General features: G+C 43.5%; 17 protein-coding genes and 1 tRNA gene. 14 read left to right on the forward strand and 4 right to left on the reverse strand.

The window, feature by feature from the left end:
- Positions 1-6: 6 nt before the first annotated feature.
- The 4 genes from dnaB (at position 7) to AC6UDD_RS05640 (ending at position 3,657) form a co-directional block, all read left to right on the forward strand.
- The gene (gene dnaB, locus AC6UDD_RS05625) at positions 7-1,407 is read left to right on the forward strand and encodes a replicative DNA helicase (RefSeq protein WP_500719497.1); all 1,401 of its coding nucleotides are present in this window, start codon (positions 7-9) and stop codon (positions 1,405-1,407) included.
- A 63-nt stretch (positions 1,408-1,470) separates the two neighbouring features.
- Positions 1,471-2,799 carry an MFS transporter gene (locus tag AC6UDD_RS05630; RefSeq protein WP_500719499.1) on the forward strand — a complete coding sequence of 443 codons (1,329 nt, stop codon included), beginning with the start codon at positions 1,471-1,473 and terminating at the stop codon, positions 2,797-2,799.
- Positions 2,800-2,813: 14 nt separating this feature from the next.
- Entirely contained in the window at positions 2,814-3,422 is a 609-nt protein-coding gene (locus AC6UDD_RS05635) for a hypothetical protein (protein WP_500719501.1), read from the forward strand.
- A gap of 67 nt (positions 3,423-3,489) precedes the next feature.
- The gene (locus AC6UDD_RS05640; protein WP_500694667.1) at positions 3,490-3,657 is read left to right on the forward strand and encodes a hypothetical protein; all 168 of its coding nucleotides are present in this window, start codon (positions 3,490-3,492) and stop codon (positions 3,655-3,657) included.
- Between the two features lie 101 nt (positions 3,658-3,758).
- Here the strand turns inward: AC6UDD_RS05640 and AC6UDD_RS05645 are convergent.
- Positions 3,759-3,831: transfer RNA gene (locus AC6UDD_RS05645), tRNA-Lys, on the reverse strand.
- Between the two features lie 252 nt (positions 3,832-4,083).
- On the opposite strand from AC6UDD_RS05645, the gene yycF reads away from it, so the two are divergent.
- From yycF to AC6UDD_RS05685, 8 genes are all read left to right on the forward strand, one after another.
- Positions 4,084-4,797 carry a response regulator YycF gene (gene yycF, locus AC6UDD_RS05650; protein ID WP_039143559.1) on the forward strand — a complete coding sequence of 238 codons (714 nt, stop codon included), beginning with the start codon at positions 4,084-4,086 and terminating at the stop codon, positions 4,795-4,797.
- A gap of 32 nt (positions 4,798-4,829) precedes the next feature.
- Positions 4,830-6,689 (forward strand): cell wall metabolism sensor histidine kinase WalK, encoded by a 1,860-nt coding sequence (walK, locus tag AC6UDD_RS05655; RefSeq protein WP_500719503.1) that lies wholly within the window; start codon positions 4,830-4,832, stop codon positions 6,687-6,689.
- On the forward strand, positions 6,673-7,983 hold the full coding sequence (locus tag AC6UDD_RS05660; protein ID WP_500719505.1) for a YycH family regulatory protein: 1,311 nt from the start codon (positions 6,673-6,675) through the stop codon (positions 7,981-7,983). The genes walK and AC6UDD_RS05660 overlap by 17 nt, the downstream gene beginning before the upstream one ends.
- Positions 7,983-8,828, forward strand: coding sequence for a two-component system regulatory protein YycI (locus AC6UDD_RS05665; RefSeq protein ID WP_500719507.1), 846 nt, complete (start codon positions 7,983-7,985; stop codon positions 8,826-8,828). The genes AC6UDD_RS05660 and AC6UDD_RS05665 overlap by 1 nt, the downstream gene beginning before the upstream one ends.
- Before the next feature lie 30 nt (positions 8,829-8,858).
- Complete coding sequence (locus tag AC6UDD_RS05670) at positions 8,859-9,647, forward strand: MBL fold metallo-hydrolase (protein ID WP_500694189.1); 789 nt, start codon at positions 8,859-8,861, stop codon at positions 9,645-9,647.
- Positions 9,648-9,706: 59 nt separating this feature from the next.
- Positions 9,707-10,966: a S1C family serine protease gene (locus tag AC6UDD_RS05675; RefSeq protein WP_500719509.1), complete on the forward strand. Its 1,260-nt coding sequence runs from the start codon at positions 9,707-9,709 to the stop codon at positions 10,964-10,966.
- A 581-nt stretch (positions 10,967-11,547) separates the two neighbouring features.
- Positions 11,548-12,027: a 23S rRNA (pseudouridine(1915)-N(3))-methyltransferase RlmH gene (rlmH, locus tag AC6UDD_RS05680; protein ID WP_500719511.1), complete on the forward strand. Its 480-nt coding sequence runs from the start codon at positions 11,548-11,550 to the stop codon at positions 12,025-12,027.
- A gap of 203 nt (positions 12,028-12,230) precedes the next feature.
- A complete protein-coding gene (locus AC6UDD_RS05685; protein ID WP_500719513.1) occupies positions 12,231-12,848 on the forward strand; it encodes a YczE/YyaS/YitT family protein in 618 nt (205 codons plus the stop codon).
- A gap of 43 nt (positions 12,849-12,891) precedes the next feature.
- On the opposite strand, the gene AC6UDD_RS05690 is transcribed toward AC6UDD_RS05685, so the two are convergent.
- Positions 12,892-13,629 (reverse strand): DsbA family oxidoreductase, encoded by a 738-nt coding sequence (locus AC6UDD_RS05690; protein WP_500719515.1) that lies wholly within the window; start codon positions 13,627-13,629, stop codon positions 12,892-12,894.
- Between the two features lie 78 nt (positions 13,630-13,707).
- Positions 13,708-13,911, reverse strand: coding sequence for a hypothetical protein (locus AC6UDD_RS05695; RefSeq protein WP_500719517.1), 204 nt, complete (start codon positions 13,909-13,911; stop codon positions 13,708-13,710).
- 194 nt (positions 13,912-14,105) lie between these two features.
- Between AC6UDD_RS05695 and AC6UDD_RS05700 the strand changes: the two genes are divergently transcribed.
- The gene (locus AC6UDD_RS05700) at positions 14,106-14,690 is read left to right on the forward strand and encodes an NADPH-dependent FMN reductase (RefSeq protein ID WP_500719518.1); all 585 of its coding nucleotides are present in this window, start codon (positions 14,106-14,108) and stop codon (positions 14,688-14,690) included.
- Positions 14,691-14,743: 53 nt separating this feature from the next.
- Here the strand turns inward: AC6UDD_RS05700 and AC6UDD_RS05705 are convergent, their stop codons facing one another.
- The gene (locus AC6UDD_RS05705) at positions 14,744-14,974 is read right to left on the reverse strand and encodes a hypothetical protein (RefSeq protein WP_500719520.1); all 231 of its coding nucleotides are present in this window, start codon (positions 14,972-14,974) and stop codon (positions 14,744-14,746) included.
- A gap of 599 nt (positions 14,975-15,573) precedes the next feature.
- Here AC6UDD_RS05705 and AC6UDD_RS05710 point away from each other — a divergent pair.
- A complete protein-coding gene (locus AC6UDD_RS05710; RefSeq protein WP_500719522.1) occupies positions 15,574-16,812 on the forward strand; it encodes an arginine deiminase in 1,239 nt (412 codons plus the stop codon).
- Positions 16,813-16,818 lie beyond the last annotated feature (6 nt).

Here is a 16,818-nt window from a genome sequence, read left to right on the forward strand (position 1 = left end):
TCGATAATGAACAACGATACTTTAAATGATCACACGCCACCACAAAATATTGAGGCCGAAAAGGCCGTTTTGGGTTCCATTTTTCTGAGTACCGACGGTTTGGTTGACGCGATGGAATACCTGAATCCAGATGACTTCTACAAGCGGGCTCACCAGTTAATTTTTAAGGCGATGTTGGATTTAAATGATGACGATCAGGGCATTGATGCCGTGACCGTGACCGATCTTTTGAAGCAGCGTGACCAACTGGAAGACGTTGGTGGTGTGCCTTACATCATTGATCTGAGCAACGCCGTTCCTACGGCCGCTAACTTGGTCTACTACGCTAAAATTGTCAGAAATAAGGCCGTGCTCAGGCGCTTAATTCAGACGGCTACTAACATTGCCACTCAAGGTTACGAACAGTCCGAAGACGTCGAAGACCTCTTAGATAATGCCGAACGTGACATTATGAACGTCTCAGAGGACCGTAATCAGTCGGGATTTAAGAACATCAAGGACGTTTTAAACGAATCATTTACAAAGATTGATCAACTTTCTCAAAATGGTGGGGACGACATCACGGGCCTTGCGACCGGTTATCACGAGCTCGATAAGATGACAACCGGGCTTCATCCTGGTGAATTGATGATTTTAGCCGCCAGACCGGCCGTTGGAAAAACCGCCTTTGCGTTAAACATTGCGCAAAACGTGGGAACCAAGACCGACAAGACGGTGGCCATTTTCAGTTTGGAAATGAGCGCGGAGTCGTTAGTGAACCGAATGTTGTGTGCGGAAGGTAGCATTGACGCTAATCACCTACGAACGGGTCAGTTGACCGAAGAGGAGTGGCAGAACTTAGTCATCGCGATGGGTAGTCTTTCAAAGGCCCACATTTACATTGATGACACTCCCGGAAATAAAATGGCTGGAATCAGAGCCAACTGTCGTCGTTTGGCAAAACAAACGGGGAACCTAGGGCTGATTGTGGTCGACTACCTCCAGTTAATTGAGGGTAGTAATAAGGAAAATCGGCAACAGGAAGTGTCTGAGATTTCCAGACAACTTAAAAAGCTGGCCAATGAACTTCAGGTGCCAGTGATTGCGTTATCCCAGCTTTCACGTGGGGTGGAACAGCGTCAGGACAAGCGTCCGGTGCTGTCTGATATTCGTGAATCGGGTTCAATTGAACAGGATGCTGACATTGTTGCGTTCTTATACCGAGAGGATTATTATGAACACGATTCAGACGATGAGGATCAAGATCCACGTTCCGGTGGTGAAAATGATGATGATAACGTTGGCGAAGTTGAAGTTATCATCGAGAAGAATCGTTCGGGTCCCAGAGGAACGGTTAAATTGCTCTTTATTAAATCGTATAACAAGTTTTCATCGATTTCATACGCTTCAAATGATGGTGTACAATAAAAGGCCACTTACAGAGTAAGTGACCTTTTTTATTAAAATTAAGAATGATTGAGAGGATTTTCAATGAATAACAACGAAAAGACACAAGGATTGCCAAAACTTACCACGGCTGCAATCTGGTTTCTATCCTTTGGAATTCTTGGAGTCCAAATGGCGTTTGGCTTAATGAATTCGCAACTTGGAAGAATTTTTCAGACCCTCGGGACGTCTCCGAGTCTTTTAGGGCTTCTGTTTATCATTCCCCCAATTGCGGGATTATTTGTGCAACCGCTAGTGGGAGCGTGGTCCGATCGAACCTGGGTGCCCAAATGGGGCAGAAGAATTCCCTACCTGATTATTGGAACCGTTGCTTCCGCCATTACCCTGTTTCTTTTGCCGAACGTTGGTGATTTTGGTTGGCCGAGCATCATTACCATTTCTTTGGCTGCCGTCATCACGCTGGTCTTAATGATTGCGTTTAACATGTGTGTGCAACCCTACAAGATGTTGATTGGTGACATGGTTAATCAGCGTCAGAGTGGGTTTGCTTACTCGATTCAGAGCTTTTTCTTAAACATCGGAAGTGTGCTAGCGTGTTTATCACCGTGGGTCTTCACTGAACTCGGGGTAAGTAATACCGCTAGTAAAGGGATGATTCCTAATTCGGTCATCTTTTCGTTCTACGTGGCGGTGGTCGTTTTAATTTTCTGTACGTTTATTACCGTCATGAAAGTTGACGAGTACCCGCCCAAACAGTTCAATGACTACCATGGACTGGAACAGAATGGTGAACGGGCCAAAAAGAGTACATGGATGCTTTTAAAGGATGCGCCCCGGGTTTTCTGGGTAGTATCAATCATTCAACTCTTTGCTTATATTGGCTTTGCCTACATGTGGATGTACGGGACGAGTATCATTGCCAAAAACGTCTTCAACACGACCAATCCGATGAGCAGTGGTTATCAGTCCGGTGGTAATTTGTTCGGAATTTTATCCGCTGTTTATGCCCTGTCGGCCGTGATTGTCTCACTCTTACTGTCGCGAATCCCACAACGAAAGTATAAGCTGCTTTTTTCAATTAGCCTGGTGATTGGCGGCGCCGGCTTCTTAATGTCCGCGCTCGCTCATACCGTTTTCTTGCAGGTGCTTGCGTTTATCCTGATCGGGATTGGATGGGCTGGTGTGTCGGTCTACCCGCTAACGTTTGTGACCCGTGAAATTCCGGGAAAGTACATTGGTGTGTACATGGGGCTGTTTAACGTGCAAATTTGTATTCCGCAAATCGTGGCTTCAATTGCCAGTCCAATAGTGGTGATGGCAATTGGATCAATCGCCAACATTTTTGTGATTGCGGCGGTTACCATGGTTTTGGCAGCAATCTCAGTGTGGATCTTAAATGACATTAAAGACTAGTTGGAGGTGAGAACGTGCAGGTAATTGATGTAGGTGGTTTTCGTGGGTATCCACTGACCGTTAGTTTCGATGGATCAAACATCTATTTTGACTATTTGGACGTGGTCAAGTTACTGAAACTCAAAACGGTGCCACGACTACCGAACGGATTAGTGACAAAGATGGGAGTTAAACGATTAACCATTAAGGGAGCCTGTGACTTAGTTTCTTTGAGTGGCTATGATGATTCCGACCGACTAGTTCGTTGGATTCAGCAGCAGGTTAGACCCATCTTGCTGCGTTACGGAAATAGTTTAAAGCAGAACCAGACCACTAAATCGATTGATGACGTTTACGTTGAGTTACAAGCGAGTGGAATGGAAATGACCAAGCGTGACTTCTACCGGTTTCTAAGAACGCACCACTACACCGTTAAATGGCTTAAGGGTAACAATAGTCCGAGTGATCTGAGCATTAAGGAACAGTTAATGGTCCCAGAAATTGGCCACTTTAATTTACCTCAACCGTGCGGAGCAGATAAACTGTACGTCAACGCGACTTTCACTGAAAAGGGTGAAAGGATCGTAAGCGACCAGCTGAAAGAATTAGGTGAGATTGACCATCAACAGATGTCACTGTTTTAAATGATAATTGTTCCACGTGAAACAATTGATGTAATCCCATGGGGTTCAAGGATTAGAGGTGTTAAATGTGAAAAAGCAACATGTCCTATCGTTAATCTTGGCCTTTTTGGCCGCGATGTTTTTGATCCTAATCCCATTCATTGAGGATCAGAGCTTGATTTGGATTGGTTTAGCGATGGCAGGTCTCTGTGCTGTTTTAGCAATTTTAACCGAGATTTTAGCAATTAAAAAATAAAAAATGAAAGACCTGCCGTAAATAAAGTAGGTCTTTCATTTTGCGCTGAAATTAATGGTATAAAAAAAGATCATGGCGTTAACCATAATCATGATATGTGATGGGCAGTCAGGGGATCGAACCCTGGACCCACGGATTAAGAGTCCGTTGCTCTGCCAGCTGAGCTAACTGCCCAAATCAAAAGTACATTTATTATAATAGCATACCGCAAAAACCCATGCAACACTAATTTACAAAAAATGCGAAATTGAAGCGACGGAAGAAATACTGAAGCGAGTCGTTGTTAATTAATAACAGTTGTTGAATAACGTGAAGCGAGTAATTTGATGTGTTACAATTTAACTAGGATTGAGCGTAAAATAAGCCTTGATCCCAAACTTGATTGATATAGGGACTACCAGTAGTCCAAAGGAGACAAATAATATTATGAAGAAAAAAATTCTAGTTGTCGATGATGAAAAACCAATTACAGACATTGAAAAATTTAGTTTAACCAAAGAAGGATTTGACGTTGACGTCGCCCACGATGGACAAGAGGCCCTTGATAAGGTTGATAGTAACACGCCTGACCTCATTATTCTTGACCTGATGTTGCCAAAGGTCGATGGTCTGGAAGTTGCTAAGGAAGTGCGAAAGACCCACAACATGCCAATTATTATGGTAACCGCCAAGGATTCCGAACTTGATAAGGTGCTCGGACTGGAGCTTGGTGCCGATGATTACGTTACCAAACCATTTTCTAACCGTGAACTTGTGGCCCGGGTTAAGGCCAACTTGAGGCGGCAGAATATCACTGGCTCAGCTGGTGAAGGCAAGGACGATAATCACGACATTGAAATTGGTGACCTGGTAATTCATCCCGACTCTTACTCCGTTACTAAACGCGGGAAGGGCGTGGACTTGACCCACCGAGAATTCGAACTTCTTCATTATCTGGCCCAACACATTGGTCAGGTGATGACCAGAGAGCACTTGCTTCAGACCGTCTGGGGCTACGATTACTTCGGTGACGTTCGCACCGTCGACGTGACCGTACGTCGTTTACGAGAAAAAATTGAAGATGATTCAAGTCACCCCAAGTGGTTAGTAACCAGACGTGGGGTTGGTTATTACCTGCGGGATTCCGAAAAGGAAGAATAACCCAAATTGATTAGTTTAGAGGTATTCATGTAATGAAGAAGAAAAGACGTTGGCACTTTTTAAGGTCCATTCATTTTAAGATTGCGTTAGTTTTCGCCTTAATGATGATCATTACCTTGGAAGTAGTGGGTGCCGTTTTTGTGCGTCAACTCGAGTACCAAAATTTGAATACGTTTAAGGACTCCATTCAACTGAAGCCCTACGTTAATACATCCCTTAAAAAGCAGTTAGCCAAAAAGAATCAAACGAAGGCTAATAAGCAGATTCAGACGATCCTGGAAGACGTTGATACCAACAACTCTGATGACATTCTGGTGGTTGACTCCAGGGGAAACATCCGTGGAACCAATCAGAGTAGTGACCAGTCGTTAGTGGGGCAAAAGACCACCGACAATGACATCAAGAACGCCTTAAATAACGGTAAAACCATCGAGAAAAACACCTACAGTGATGGGAACCGTTACTACACCATGATTACGCCTTTGATTAACAGTCAGGGAAACGAGAACAACATGGAAGGAGTCGTCTACGTTCGGGCTAATCTGAACCCGGTTTACCAAAACATTAACAGCATCACCCTGATTTACCTGTTTGCGGCGATTGTCGCCATCATCTTGGGCTTACTGTTAACGTTCATCATTTCGAGGGCCATTACGAAGCCAATCGACGCGATGAAGAAGCAAACGGAACAGATTGCGCGCGGAAATTATTCCGGGCACGTCAAGGTCTACGGAAATGACGAGTTGGGCCAACTAGCGAAGGCCGTCAACAACTTGTCAGTGCGAGTTGAAGAATCACAGGAGTCAACCGAGTCAGAACGAAGGCGATTGGATTCGGTCTTAGATAACATGACCGACGGGGTTGTTGCCACGGACCGCCGTGGAAACGTCATCATCATTAACGATGAGGCGCTTAGTTTCCTAGGGGTTAGTAAGCAACAGGTCATCGGTAAATCCATCCTGGATGTCTTGCACTTACGCGACCGTTTCACACTGAAGAATTTGATTGAGGACCCGGGGCAGGTCAACTTGGACTTCTCCGATCATGACCATAAGTTAATTTTGTCCGCTCATTTTTCGTTGATTCAACGCGAATCCGGCTTTATTAATGGGCTTGTTTGCGTGTTTCATGACATCACCCTGCAACAAAAGATTGATGACGATCGAAAGCAGTTCGTATCCAATGTTTCACACGAACTCCGAACGCCTTTAACTAGTGTGCATTCTTACATTGAAGCCTTACAGGACGGCGCCTGGAAGGACAAAGAGTTGGCACCCAAGTTTTTGAAGGTCACTCAGGACGAGACCGACCGGATGATTCGAATGATCAACGACCTCTTGACACTGTCACGGATGGATTCTGGAACCCAGAAGTACGATACGGAATTAGTTAACATCAACAAGCTCTTTAACTACATCTTGGATCGTTTTGACATGATCATTAAGACCGATGATAATCCGAAAAAGAAGAATTATTCCATTAAACGAGACTTTACTAAACAGGATCTATGGGCCGATATTGATACCGACCGCTTTACCCAGGTAATTGATAACATCATGAATAATGCGATCAAGTACTCACCAGACGGTGGCGTCATTACCTGTCGGCTGTATGAACAAAATAACCGCATCATCATGAGTATTTCCGATCAGGGACTCGGAATGCCACGAAAAGCCATTAAACACATTTTCGATCGTTTCTATCGGGTCGATAAGGCTCGTTCACGGGCTCAAGGTGGAAGTGGACTGGGGCTCGCAATTTCCAAGGAAATTGTGGAGGCCTTTGGCGGCCATATTTGGGTCGATAGTGTTGAAGGAAAGGGTTCAACGTTCTATATCTCACTACCAAACGAACCAGTCGAGGAGGATCTTTGGGATGAAGGAGAAGCTTAAACCTTATATTTTACCGGTTTCACTGTGCATTGCCGTACTAGTCAGTTTGGTGCTCATCGTGGCACTACTGGTCAATCCAGCTCGCTTTGGGAGTCGGATGCACCAGGACAAGTCAGCTACGCTTAAAAGCGAAGTTTCTTCTAAGAATCGTTACGATATCTATTCCCCCACCGAGGTTATTTCAACCTCTAAGAGCGGGAAGCAGAAGTCGCTTACAAGTGAGACTACGAGTTTGACCGGTGAAATCGTCAAAAACATCAAGACCTATAAGGTCAAGTCAATCAAAGAGGTCTCAAAAGATAACCAAAAGCGGTATATCGATACCCTTAACTCCGAAAATTCGCTGATGCTTAACTACGGTGGCGAGGTTCCGGTTAATTTATTGAGTAAGATTTTTAATAACCAGGTGAAAAAGAATGATTTTAACGTTGATCGTATGGTCATTCCGCTAAATGATAGCACCCACTTTTACCTGCTAGGCGATGATGGTTACCACGTGTACCAGGTTACCACCAAAAAGCGGAATTTAGCCAAGTTACAGAACATTCTCACCACGAAAGTTCAAAGTGTGGACGTCCAGATGCGGACGTTAAACGATCGTCCGTTTCTCTTCTACCCGAACCGGGTTAAGATGCGTAACTACGGGTACTTACTCGCCGAACAGTCCCAGACGGCTTACATTAATCGGGTGCTTGGTAACACGACTGATACCAGCGTCAAGCACAGAAAGAAGAGTACGACCTACAGTAGCCGAGACCAGTCGTTAAACTTTGACAATGAGGACAACGTTATCTATCAGGATTACCAGCAGAGTAAGCGGGGTCACAGTTACGCGGAAGTTTTGAACTCGGCTTATCGCTACGCTACTAAGCTGGGAATTCCACTAGATAATGCTCGTTTTGACAGCTATAATCCGGTCAAAAACACCGTCACCTACCGAACGTTTGTGGAGGGCTATCCCGTCTTCAATCAGAAACGACTAGGGACTTGTTCGTTTAAGATGGGGAACGGTGGCGCCACCCGCTACGAGTTCTCGTTATTGAGTTTTCAAATCCCAATTCCAACCAACGCTGAGAGTACCACGTTGCCAAGCACCGGGACGGTCCTAAACCAACTGTCCGCTCAGGGAATTGACATGAAGAAGGTCAGATCCATCACCCTTGGTTATCAGGTCGTTTCCGAAAAGAACAACAAGCAGTTGATTACGCTACAGCCATCCTGGTTCGTTAACTACGATGGCACCTGGATTAACTCCCAGTTAATCGGCAATGGGACCGGAAAGGAGAGCTTCTAATGAATTTTAAGCGAATTCAAGAGATCTTCTTGCTGGCTTTCATTATTTTGGACGTCTTCTTGGTCCTAATGATTGTCCAAAACCAAAACATGCAGTCGGAGAACACGAGTCAAAGTAGTGCGAACTCCACCATTATCAAAGAGATGCGCAGGGATGAGATTTCCGTTGGGAAGCTCTCCAATAAGCGCTCTAACGGTTACTACATTTCCGCTTCTAATGATGGTAATCTCGCTAGTGAGATGGGCAACTTGAAAAATCAGGACGCGCGTTTTGAAAACGGCGCGGTCGTAAGTACGTTGCGGACGCCGATTGACATTGATAATCGCAATCCGCAGAACACGCTGGATCCGCTCATGAAAAGAAAGAGTTTTGTGATTAACGGTGAAGACTATGAGTACGACCAAAACCAGTCCAATTCAAGTAAGATTGTCTACATCCAGAAGGCTTTGACGAGTAATTTGATGGACAATAATGCCAGAATCATCTTCTATTTAGATGACGACGGGAATATTAAGAGTTATACGCAAACGGCGCTTAACAACATCAAGATTTTACATGAGAGTTCTGAGACCATTTCGGAAGAACGAGCACTGATCTGGCTCTACCAGTACAATGAGATTCCTAACAACTCAAAGGTGCTTTGGACCAGAAGATCGTACACTAAATTGTTAAACATTAATAATAACGGGGTCTACATCCCTACTTGGGTCATTGCCATCCAGACCCGCAACTCCAAGGACGTTTCCATCAGGCGGATTAACGCCTTCACTGGGTCCGTATTAAAGACCGAAAACGTTCAGGAGAACTTTAAAAATAAAATAACAAGTGGGACAGAAGATAATTAGAAAGCTGGGAACAAGTTGAGCGAAGATCCAATGAAAATCAGTGTATTGTCGAGCGGAAGCGGCGGCAACGTTACTTATATTGAGACGAACCAGCACAAAGTCTTACTTGATGCCGGACTGTCGGGCAAAAAGATCGAGAACCTCATGAATTCAATTGGACGGAGTTTGACCGACGTTGATAAGTTATTTGTGACTCACGAGCACACCGATCATGCCAAATCAGTGGGAATCTTAGCCCGTAAGTATGACATGCAGGTCTACGCTAACGAGAAGACCTGGAACGCGATGGGGAACAAGATTGGAAAATTTCCTGAGGAACAGAAGTTTATTTTCGATCCCGATACCACCAAATCGTTTGGGGACCTGGACGTTGAAAGTTTCAGTGTGTCCCATGATGCTGCCGACGCCCAGTTCTACAATTTTCACGACGGCGATAAGAGCTTTGTGGTGTTGACTGATACGGGTTATGTCTCTGATCACATTGAAGGGGTCATAAGAGACGCCAACGCGTACGTTTTAGAGTGTAATCATGACGTGGAAATGCTGAGAAACGGCGATTATTCGTGGCCAACCAAACAACGCATCATGAGTGATGAAGGCCATTTGTCAAACGAAGACGGGGCGGACGCCATGATGAAAATCATTGGACGTGACACCAAGAACATCTTCATCGGGCACCGCAGTCACCATAACAACATGAAGTCACTCGCTCATCTCACCGTCGCCTCCATGCTTGAAAATGAAGATTTTGGGGTCGGACAAGACTTTAATTTGTTTGACACTGACGTCGAAAAACCATCCGATTTAATAACTCTTTGAGAATAATTGATACTTTTTTAAAAACTATTTGATAGAATAATATTAAATGGGGTGTAAATATGAAGAGAACACATCCGCTACTAACAGTTGCCATCGTGGCACTAGTAGCCGGTCTATTGGGCGGTGGAATTGCCTATGGTGGGATTTCGTGGTATAACGGCGGAATGTCTCTAGGAACTCAATCCGTCCCTGCGGGTTCCAATCGTGGTGGAACCGCAAAAGTTGAGAATGTAAGGGTGAATGCCTCTAATCAGGCGGAAAAAGTCTTTAAGGACAACAAGGATACCGTCGTTTCGGTCATTAACACCGAGAAGACCAAGTCCAGTGACTCTGATCCACTGCAAGGTATGTTTGGTGGCGTGTTTGGAGGAAATGGCGGAGACAATGGTGGCCAAGACCAAAAGGATCAGCAACAGATTAGTGAGGGTTCTGGAGTTGTCTACAATAAGGATAACGGCTCGGCGTACATTGTGACCAACAATCACGTGGTGTCGGGTTCGTCTAACCTGGAAGTCATCTTGAGTAACGGCCAGAAGAAGGAAGCTAAGCTAATTGGTCATGATGCCGTGACTGACCTTGCCGTTCTTAAGATTAACGGCGATGGTGTCAATAAGGTGGCTAACTTCGGTAATTCTGACGACATCAAGGTGGGTCAAACCGCCCTTGCAATTGGATCACCGCTTGGTTCTGAGTACGCTTCGTCTCTGACTGAAGGAATCATTTCCGCTAAGAAACGGGAGGTCCCACAAGCCAGCACCGAGAATGGTCAACAGAACGCCAGTGCCGGTGACGCAACGGTTATCCAGACCGATGCCGCCATTAATCCCGGAAACTCGGGTGGACCACTCCTAAATAGTGCCGGACAGGTCGTTGGGATTAACTCAATGAAATTGTCAAAGGATAGTTCCGGTACTAGTGTTGAAGGGATGGGCTTTGCCATTCCAAGTAACGAGGTCGTACGGATTATCAACCAGCTCATTAAGAACGGGAAGGTAATTCGTCCCGAACTAGGAATTAAGTACGTGGACCTAGCTAACATCTCGGTTAAGCAGCAGAAATCGATTTTAAAGCTACCTTCAAACGTCACCAACGGAGTTGTGGTGATGGACGTTAAGGGTGGATCACCAGCGGCTAATGCGGGTCTCAAGAAGAATGACGTGATTACCAAATTGGCTGGAAAAGACATTACCAATCAGGGTAAGTTACGTGACATCTTGTATGAGCATAACGTTGGCGACAAGATTTCCGTTACCTATTATCATAATGGGCAAATGAAAACGTCCGAGATTACATTAGATCAGCAAGCTAAACAGCAGTAATTGAAAAAATGTTCGTCGTAGATGCGGCGAACATTTTTTGTTTGAAAAGAGTGAACTGACATTCATGAAGCTTAATGCGATAATTGAAGCAACTGGCCTCTTAAGACCGGGACTTTAGTTGTGATTATTGTAACGATGCTTATGAATTCCGTGATAGAGCTATTGACGGTAAACTCCGAACAAAATGGGTTTAAAAAAAATTAATAATCAGAAAATACATGATTGGAAATGTCAAGTGGTAAAAGTCTGTGCATAACTTTGGGGATAAACTCATTGTGAAAACACAAAAGCTGTAATTTAGGCTTTTAATGATAGTGGAAAAGTATCAAGAAGTTATCCACAAGCAGTGTGCATAAGTTTATGGAACAAAATTTTATTCAAAAAAGAACACGAGAACCGTTGATATAGCAACAACAAAAGTTGCGTTAACGAACATATGTATTGTTTATTTCTGTGGATAAATAAAAATGTTGTTGACAAAATCGAATTATTAACAGGTCTTTAATTTCTTCAAAAACATGATAGTTTGTGAAGATGCCTGTGGATAACTTTGTGGATAGTCTGTTTAAAGGAGTCGACTTATGAACATTAAATTAGTGGTAGTTGGAAAATTGAAGGAAAAATACTTCAAAGACGGAATTAATGAGTACGTCAAACGACTTTCTCGTTTTTGCAAGTTTAAGGTCGTTCAGGTGCCAGATGAAAAGGCACCTGAGAACCTTAGTCAAGCGGAAATGGACGAGGTGATGGAGCAAGAAGGAACTAGGATTTTGGCTAAAATTAAGGACCGCGAGTATGTGATTGCTTTGGCAATTCAGGGTGATGAACTGACTTCTGAAGCTTTTGCAAAGAAAATCAAGGATCTTGCAACGTACGGTCACTCGGACATTACCTTCGTCATTGGTGGATCGCTGGGACTTGCTTCCAAGGTGTTGAAGCGGGCCAACTTTGAACTATCGTTTGGCCGTTTTACGTTGCCACACCAGTTAATGCGCTTGGTGTTGACCGAACAAATCTATCGGGCATTTATGATTAACAGCGGCAGTCCTTACCATAAGTAGGCGGATTGACTTTTATTAGAAACTAAGATTATAATAATTATGTAATTAAAAAGGAAGAGATGCTGGTATCATCTCTTCCATGTTCGCAAGTTAGGTGCGGTTACTGTGGTGAAGCTAATCAGTGATGATTAGCTTTTTTTATTATTTTATTTATAGAATACGTATATTTGCTACAATTACACGCCGAAAGGGTGTCATTAATAATGAAAAATTTAAATTCGCATCGGGTGCTGCGTTTTCTGGTTCAAGTCCTAATTACCGCGGTCGGAACGGCCATCATCGCGATGGGAATGACCCTGATGCGGAAGGAAAACCTCGGAATGGACGCCTTTACCGCATTAAGTGTCGGATTGTCGCACCATTTACCGCTTGGTTTGGGTAACATCCAGTTCATCGATTACATGATCTTGTTGGTCATCGTATTGTTTTTGGATTACCATCAGATTGGTTTTGGGACGCTAATTAACATGCTGGTGGGGTACGGAGTTCAGTATTTCACGCTCTGGTTTGGTGCCTACTTGGTGTTCGATAACTTCTGGTTGAAATTGTTGTTTGCCGTCCTTGGATTCCTGATATTTACGGTCGGAATTGCCGTGTACATGTCGGCCAAGTTTGGAGTGTCCTCGTATGACGCCATTGCGCCCATTTTCTCTCAAAGAATGCACATGCCATACTGGTCAGTGCGGGTGATTCAGGATGTGCTTTTCATGTTTTTGGCGTTCCTCGTCTCCGGTCCAATTGGAATCATGACGGTCATCATCTCGTTGTGTTCAGGTCCGTTTGTGGAACTCTGGGGTAGACACCTCCATCTGATTAAATAAAAAAACGGTCCGCTGGATTATTCCAACGGACCGTTTAGTTTAACTAATTCTTATTATCATTGGGGTCAACGCTGCAGCTTCCGCCTTCACAGTTAGCACCCTTTTGCTGGTCGTCGCCACCAACCATTTCAATTGGTTGAAAGCTATCCCAAGCCTTGTCTAAAGCGGACTTGAAGACTTTTACTGGTTGAGCACCAGAAACGGCGTACTTCTTGTTGAAGATGTAGAACGGAACCCCGTTAATTCCAACTTGTTGAGCGGCGGCTTCGTCAGCTCGGACGTCGTCCTTGAATTTATCACTGTCTATGACAGATTTGACTTCGTCTTGATTTAGACCAACGCTCATGGCAAGGTCAACTAAAACGGAGTTGTCGTCAACGTTTAAACCGTCGGCGAAGTAAGCTTCAAATAACTTGTCCATCAGTTCGGATTCTTTGCCCTTGGTTCCAGCAAAGTGAAGCAAGCGGTGGGCTTTTAAAGTATTAACCACCTTAATCTTACTGGTATCCATCTTTAGACCGGCTTCGTTTGCCAGTTCGGTGATGGTTGATAAGAATTCGGAAACTTTTTCCTTGGACATCCCTTTTTCTTTACTCATGTGGTCAGCCATGGTTTCTGGTTCACCAGATGCGTTGGGATCGAGTTCAAAACTATTGTAATGAACATCGACATCGTCCTTGTGGTCAAAGTCATTTAGTGCGGACTTGAAGTGGGCGCGTCCGATGTAACAGAACGGACATGCGATATCGGACCAAACTTGGACTTCCATTTTTTTCGTCATTTCATTACCTCCTACAGGTTATTTACTAACTAAAGTATAGTGTTCAACTGAATCAATCACAATCATATTGCTTCAAAATCACTTATCAATGGCGTTACTTGTTCCAAGTAACTTATCGTTTTTGATTTGTTTTGGATCTTGGTTTTGTTCAGTGGTCTGCTTACTATCACTGTTTTTTGTTTCATTTGTAGTGTTTTGCTTTTCATTCTCGGCATGATCCGATGACTTCTTGTCAGAATCGCCATGGACTGATTTGAGAATCTTATTAAGCCAATTCTTCATGTTACTTCCCCCTCATCTACTTCTCACCTTATTATAGTATAGTGCGTTTTGATTGTAATGAAAGTTAACTAATTTATAAAGAATTGTGATAGGTCAACTACGAAGCGGACCTTTTGCTTGCTTTTGGATGGGAAATTAAATAGAATTAAAATATATATTAACTTACTTTTTGTGAGTAAAGGGAGAGAGATTAAATGAAAACAGTTGACGTAATTTTAGGTAGCGCTCGATCCAATTCTAGTGGTGCCGGAATTTTTAACTTTTTAAAGAAGAACGCAAAAGAACTTGAGTCTGATAACGGGGTCAAGTTGAACTTTATTGATATCGGTGACTTAGATCTACCAATCTTCAATGAGCCACTTCCACCAATGGGTAATCCTGATCGGAAACTAACGGGGGCACCCAAGAAGTGGATTGATAACATCAAGGACGGAGACGGTTATCTATTTATCGAACCAGTCTATGACAACGGTCTTTCTGGTGCGTTCAAGAATGCCCTTGATTACATCGGCTTTGAAACGGCTGACAAGCCGGCCCGAATTGTCTCATATTCAAGTAACGCCATGGCTGGTCAGGCTTCAGCTTTAGCAATCCTTCCCACTTTATCCATGCTGGGAATGGTAATGTTACCCCACATGACCATGATTGGCCACATTGACGACAACTTTGAAAAGGATGGCAATTTTGTAAGTAATGCGCCATCAGAAGAATACTATTCCAAACAGTTAAAGGATGCCGTAAGTGACATCGCTTCTTACACCAAGCTTTTGGGTAAGTAGAACTACAAATAAATACGTAAAAGGAGCACCTCATTTTTGAAGTGCTCCTTTTTTTATTGAAAAATCATCTGCAAGACGATCAGGATAATCGAGATCAAGAAGACCGCTGTGATTATGTACTTGAAGAGTTTGTTAATCTTATTACTTCCTTCGGGGAAGAACCATAAGATCAAGATTAAGAGGACGTTTAGACCAATTCCAACCCATGGATTGGGATGAAAAAAGGTGAGGAGCATCAGCAACACCAGAATCAGTAGTTCAAGTAGTTCCTTAAAGACTGTCAATTCAAGTAACCTCCTTTCTTATTGACTAAAAACACCAAACCCCGAGTAGACATGGAGGTTTACCCAATAGATTTGGTGCACAGGTATGTTTTTAAGGTGGTAGTAGAGATTGATACTTCTCATTACCAAGACTGATTATACCATTGCATTAAAATAAAAGCCAGATTATTTTTAATTATGTTAAATGGTTGACGAGTATCCGAAACCAATCTTGATTTAAAAAGGTCTAAGTATTAATTAATAATTGGTTATCATCAGTCGGTCCATCCAACAAAGTTAATTAATTAAGAACTAAGTTGTATTACGTTCGAGGATTTTTCTGATGCAACAATTGTTAAGTATGTAACTATTAAAAAGTTAGTTAAAATTTGGCAAAAATGTTTAACTTTCCCAGTATATCAACCTATATCGTCCTTTACAAATTATCAATCTTTTAACAATTTGACAATATTTGTGAAACAGTTATCATTATTGACGTACGACTAGGAAACTTTTTCTAGTCAGTTAAAATGCTTGTGATAAATTGCGAAACCCCGTACGATATGGGTGGTTAAATCGTTTAACCATATTTCTAAGTAACAATCTTGAGGAGGATTATTATGAAATCTGCAATTGAAGTGAACTCTGAAATTGGACGGCTCAAGTCTGTTTTAATGCACAGGCCTGGAAAGGAGATTGAAAACGTCATTCCGGATACCATGAAACAGATGCTGTTTGATGACATCCCGTATCAAAAGATCGCTGACAAAGAGCACGACTATTTCACCAATCTACTCCGTGATCATGGAGTTGAGGTGGTCTACATCGAAGATTTGTTGGAAGACATCTTGAAAAAAGATGACGTAAGGGATGATTTTGAGTCAACTTACCTAAGGGAACATTACTACACGGGTAGTTCGGCCGAGGACATCAAACGCTACTTTGAGAGCCTCTCGATTCACGACCTGGTCAGTACGATTTATGCTGGTTTAAGACGAGATAAGATTCATTTTACTCACCCAAGTTTGCACGACGTGGCCGGGACGAACGCTTTTGATCCCTTCCTACTGGATCCACTACCAAATGCTTACTTTACCAGGGATCCTCAAGCTTCAATGGGATCTGGTTTAACGATTAACCACATGACTTTTGATGCTCGTCGTCCAGAGTCACTAATCACGGAGTACGTGATGAAGTATCATCCACGGTTTGCTGGAAAAGTCGACATCTGGCTGGACCGCTATAATGATGCTCGTATTGAGGGTGGCGATGAGCTCGTCTTAAACGACCACGTGGTAGCGATTGGGTGCTCGCAAAGAACTTCGACACGTTCGATTGAGAAACTGGCTCACAAACTTTTTGAGGACCCGAAGTCTCATTTCGACACGATCGTGGCCGTCCAAATTCCGCATAACCACGCTATGATGCACTTGGATACGGTCTTTACGATGGTCAACTACGACCAATTTACCGTATACCCAGGGATCATGAACGGTGGTAAGATGAATATTAACATCCTTCATCCCGGAAAAGATCACACCATTAACATGGAACATCGCGAAAGTCTGCCAGACACACTCAAAGAAGTCCTCGGACTTTCTGAGATTGACTTGATGGAGACCGGTGACGGTGATCCCGTTGCAGCTCCACGTGAACAGTGGAACGATGGGTCAAATAACCTAGCGATCGCTCCCGGTGAAGTTGTCACCTACGACCGTAACACGGTCACAATTGACGTCATGAGAAAACACGGCGTTAAAGTCCACGAGATTCTGTCATCAGAACTATCACGTGGCCGGGGTGGAGCTCGTTGCATGTCACAACCAATCATTCGTGAACCACTCGATAAAAATAATTAGGGGAGT

The organism is Fructilactobacillus sp. X2R1C3 (assembly GCF_059901425.1).

Bases quoted from the DNA above. Each gene is read 5' to 3' on its own strand.
- dnaB (WP_500719497.1), top strand. From the start codon at position 7: ATGAACAACGATACTTTAAATGATCACACGCCACCACAAAATATTGAG.
- AC6UDD_RS05630 (WP_500719499.1), top strand. From the start codon at position 1,471: ATGAATAACAACGAAAAGACACAAGGATTGCCAAAACTTACCACGGCT.
- yycF (WP_039143559.1), top strand. From the start codon at position 4,084: ATGAAGAAAAAAATTCTAGTTGTCGATGATGAAAAACCAATTACAGAC.
- walK (WP_500719503.1), top strand. From the start codon at position 4,830: ATGAAGAAGAAAAGACGTTGGCACTTTTTAAGGTCCATTCATTTTAAG.
- AC6UDD_RS05660 (WP_500719505.1), top strand. From the start codon at position 6,673: ATGAAGGAGAAGCTTAAACCTTATATTTTACCGGTTTCACTGTGCATT.
- AC6UDD_RS05665 (WP_500719507.1), top strand. From the start codon at position 7,983: ATGAATTTTAAGCGAATTCAAGAGATCTTCTTGCTGGCTTTCATTATT.
- AC6UDD_RS05670 (WP_500694189.1), top strand. From the start codon at position 8,859: ATGAAAATCAGTGTATTGTCGAGCGGAAGCGGCGGCAACGTTACTTAT.
- AC6UDD_RS05675 (WP_500719509.1), top strand. From the start codon at position 9,707: ATGAAGAGAACACATCCGCTACTAACAGTTGCCATCGTGGCACTAGTA.
- rlmH (WP_500719511.1), top strand. From the start codon at position 11,548: ATGAACATTAAATTAGTGGTAGTTGGAAAATTGAAGGAAAAATACTTC.
- AC6UDD_RS05685 (WP_500719513.1), top strand. From the start codon at position 12,231: ATGAAAAATTTAAATTCGCATCGGGTGCTGCGTTTTCTGGTTCAAGTC.
- AC6UDD_RS05690 (WP_500719515.1), bottom strand. From the start codon at position 13,629: ATGACGAAAAAAATGGAAGTCCAAGTTTGGTCCGATATCGCATGTCCG.
- AC6UDD_RS05695 (WP_500719517.1), bottom strand. From the start codon at position 13,911: ATGAAGAATTGGCTTAATAAGATTCTCAAATCAGTCCATGGCGATTCT.
- AC6UDD_RS05700 (WP_500719518.1), top strand. From the start codon at position 14,106: ATGAAAACAGTTGACGTAATTTTAGGTAGCGCTCGATCCAATTCTAGT.
- AC6UDD_RS05710 (WP_500719522.1), top strand. From the start codon at position 15,574: ATGAAATCTGCAATTGAAGTGAACTCTGAAATTGGACGGCTCAAGTCT.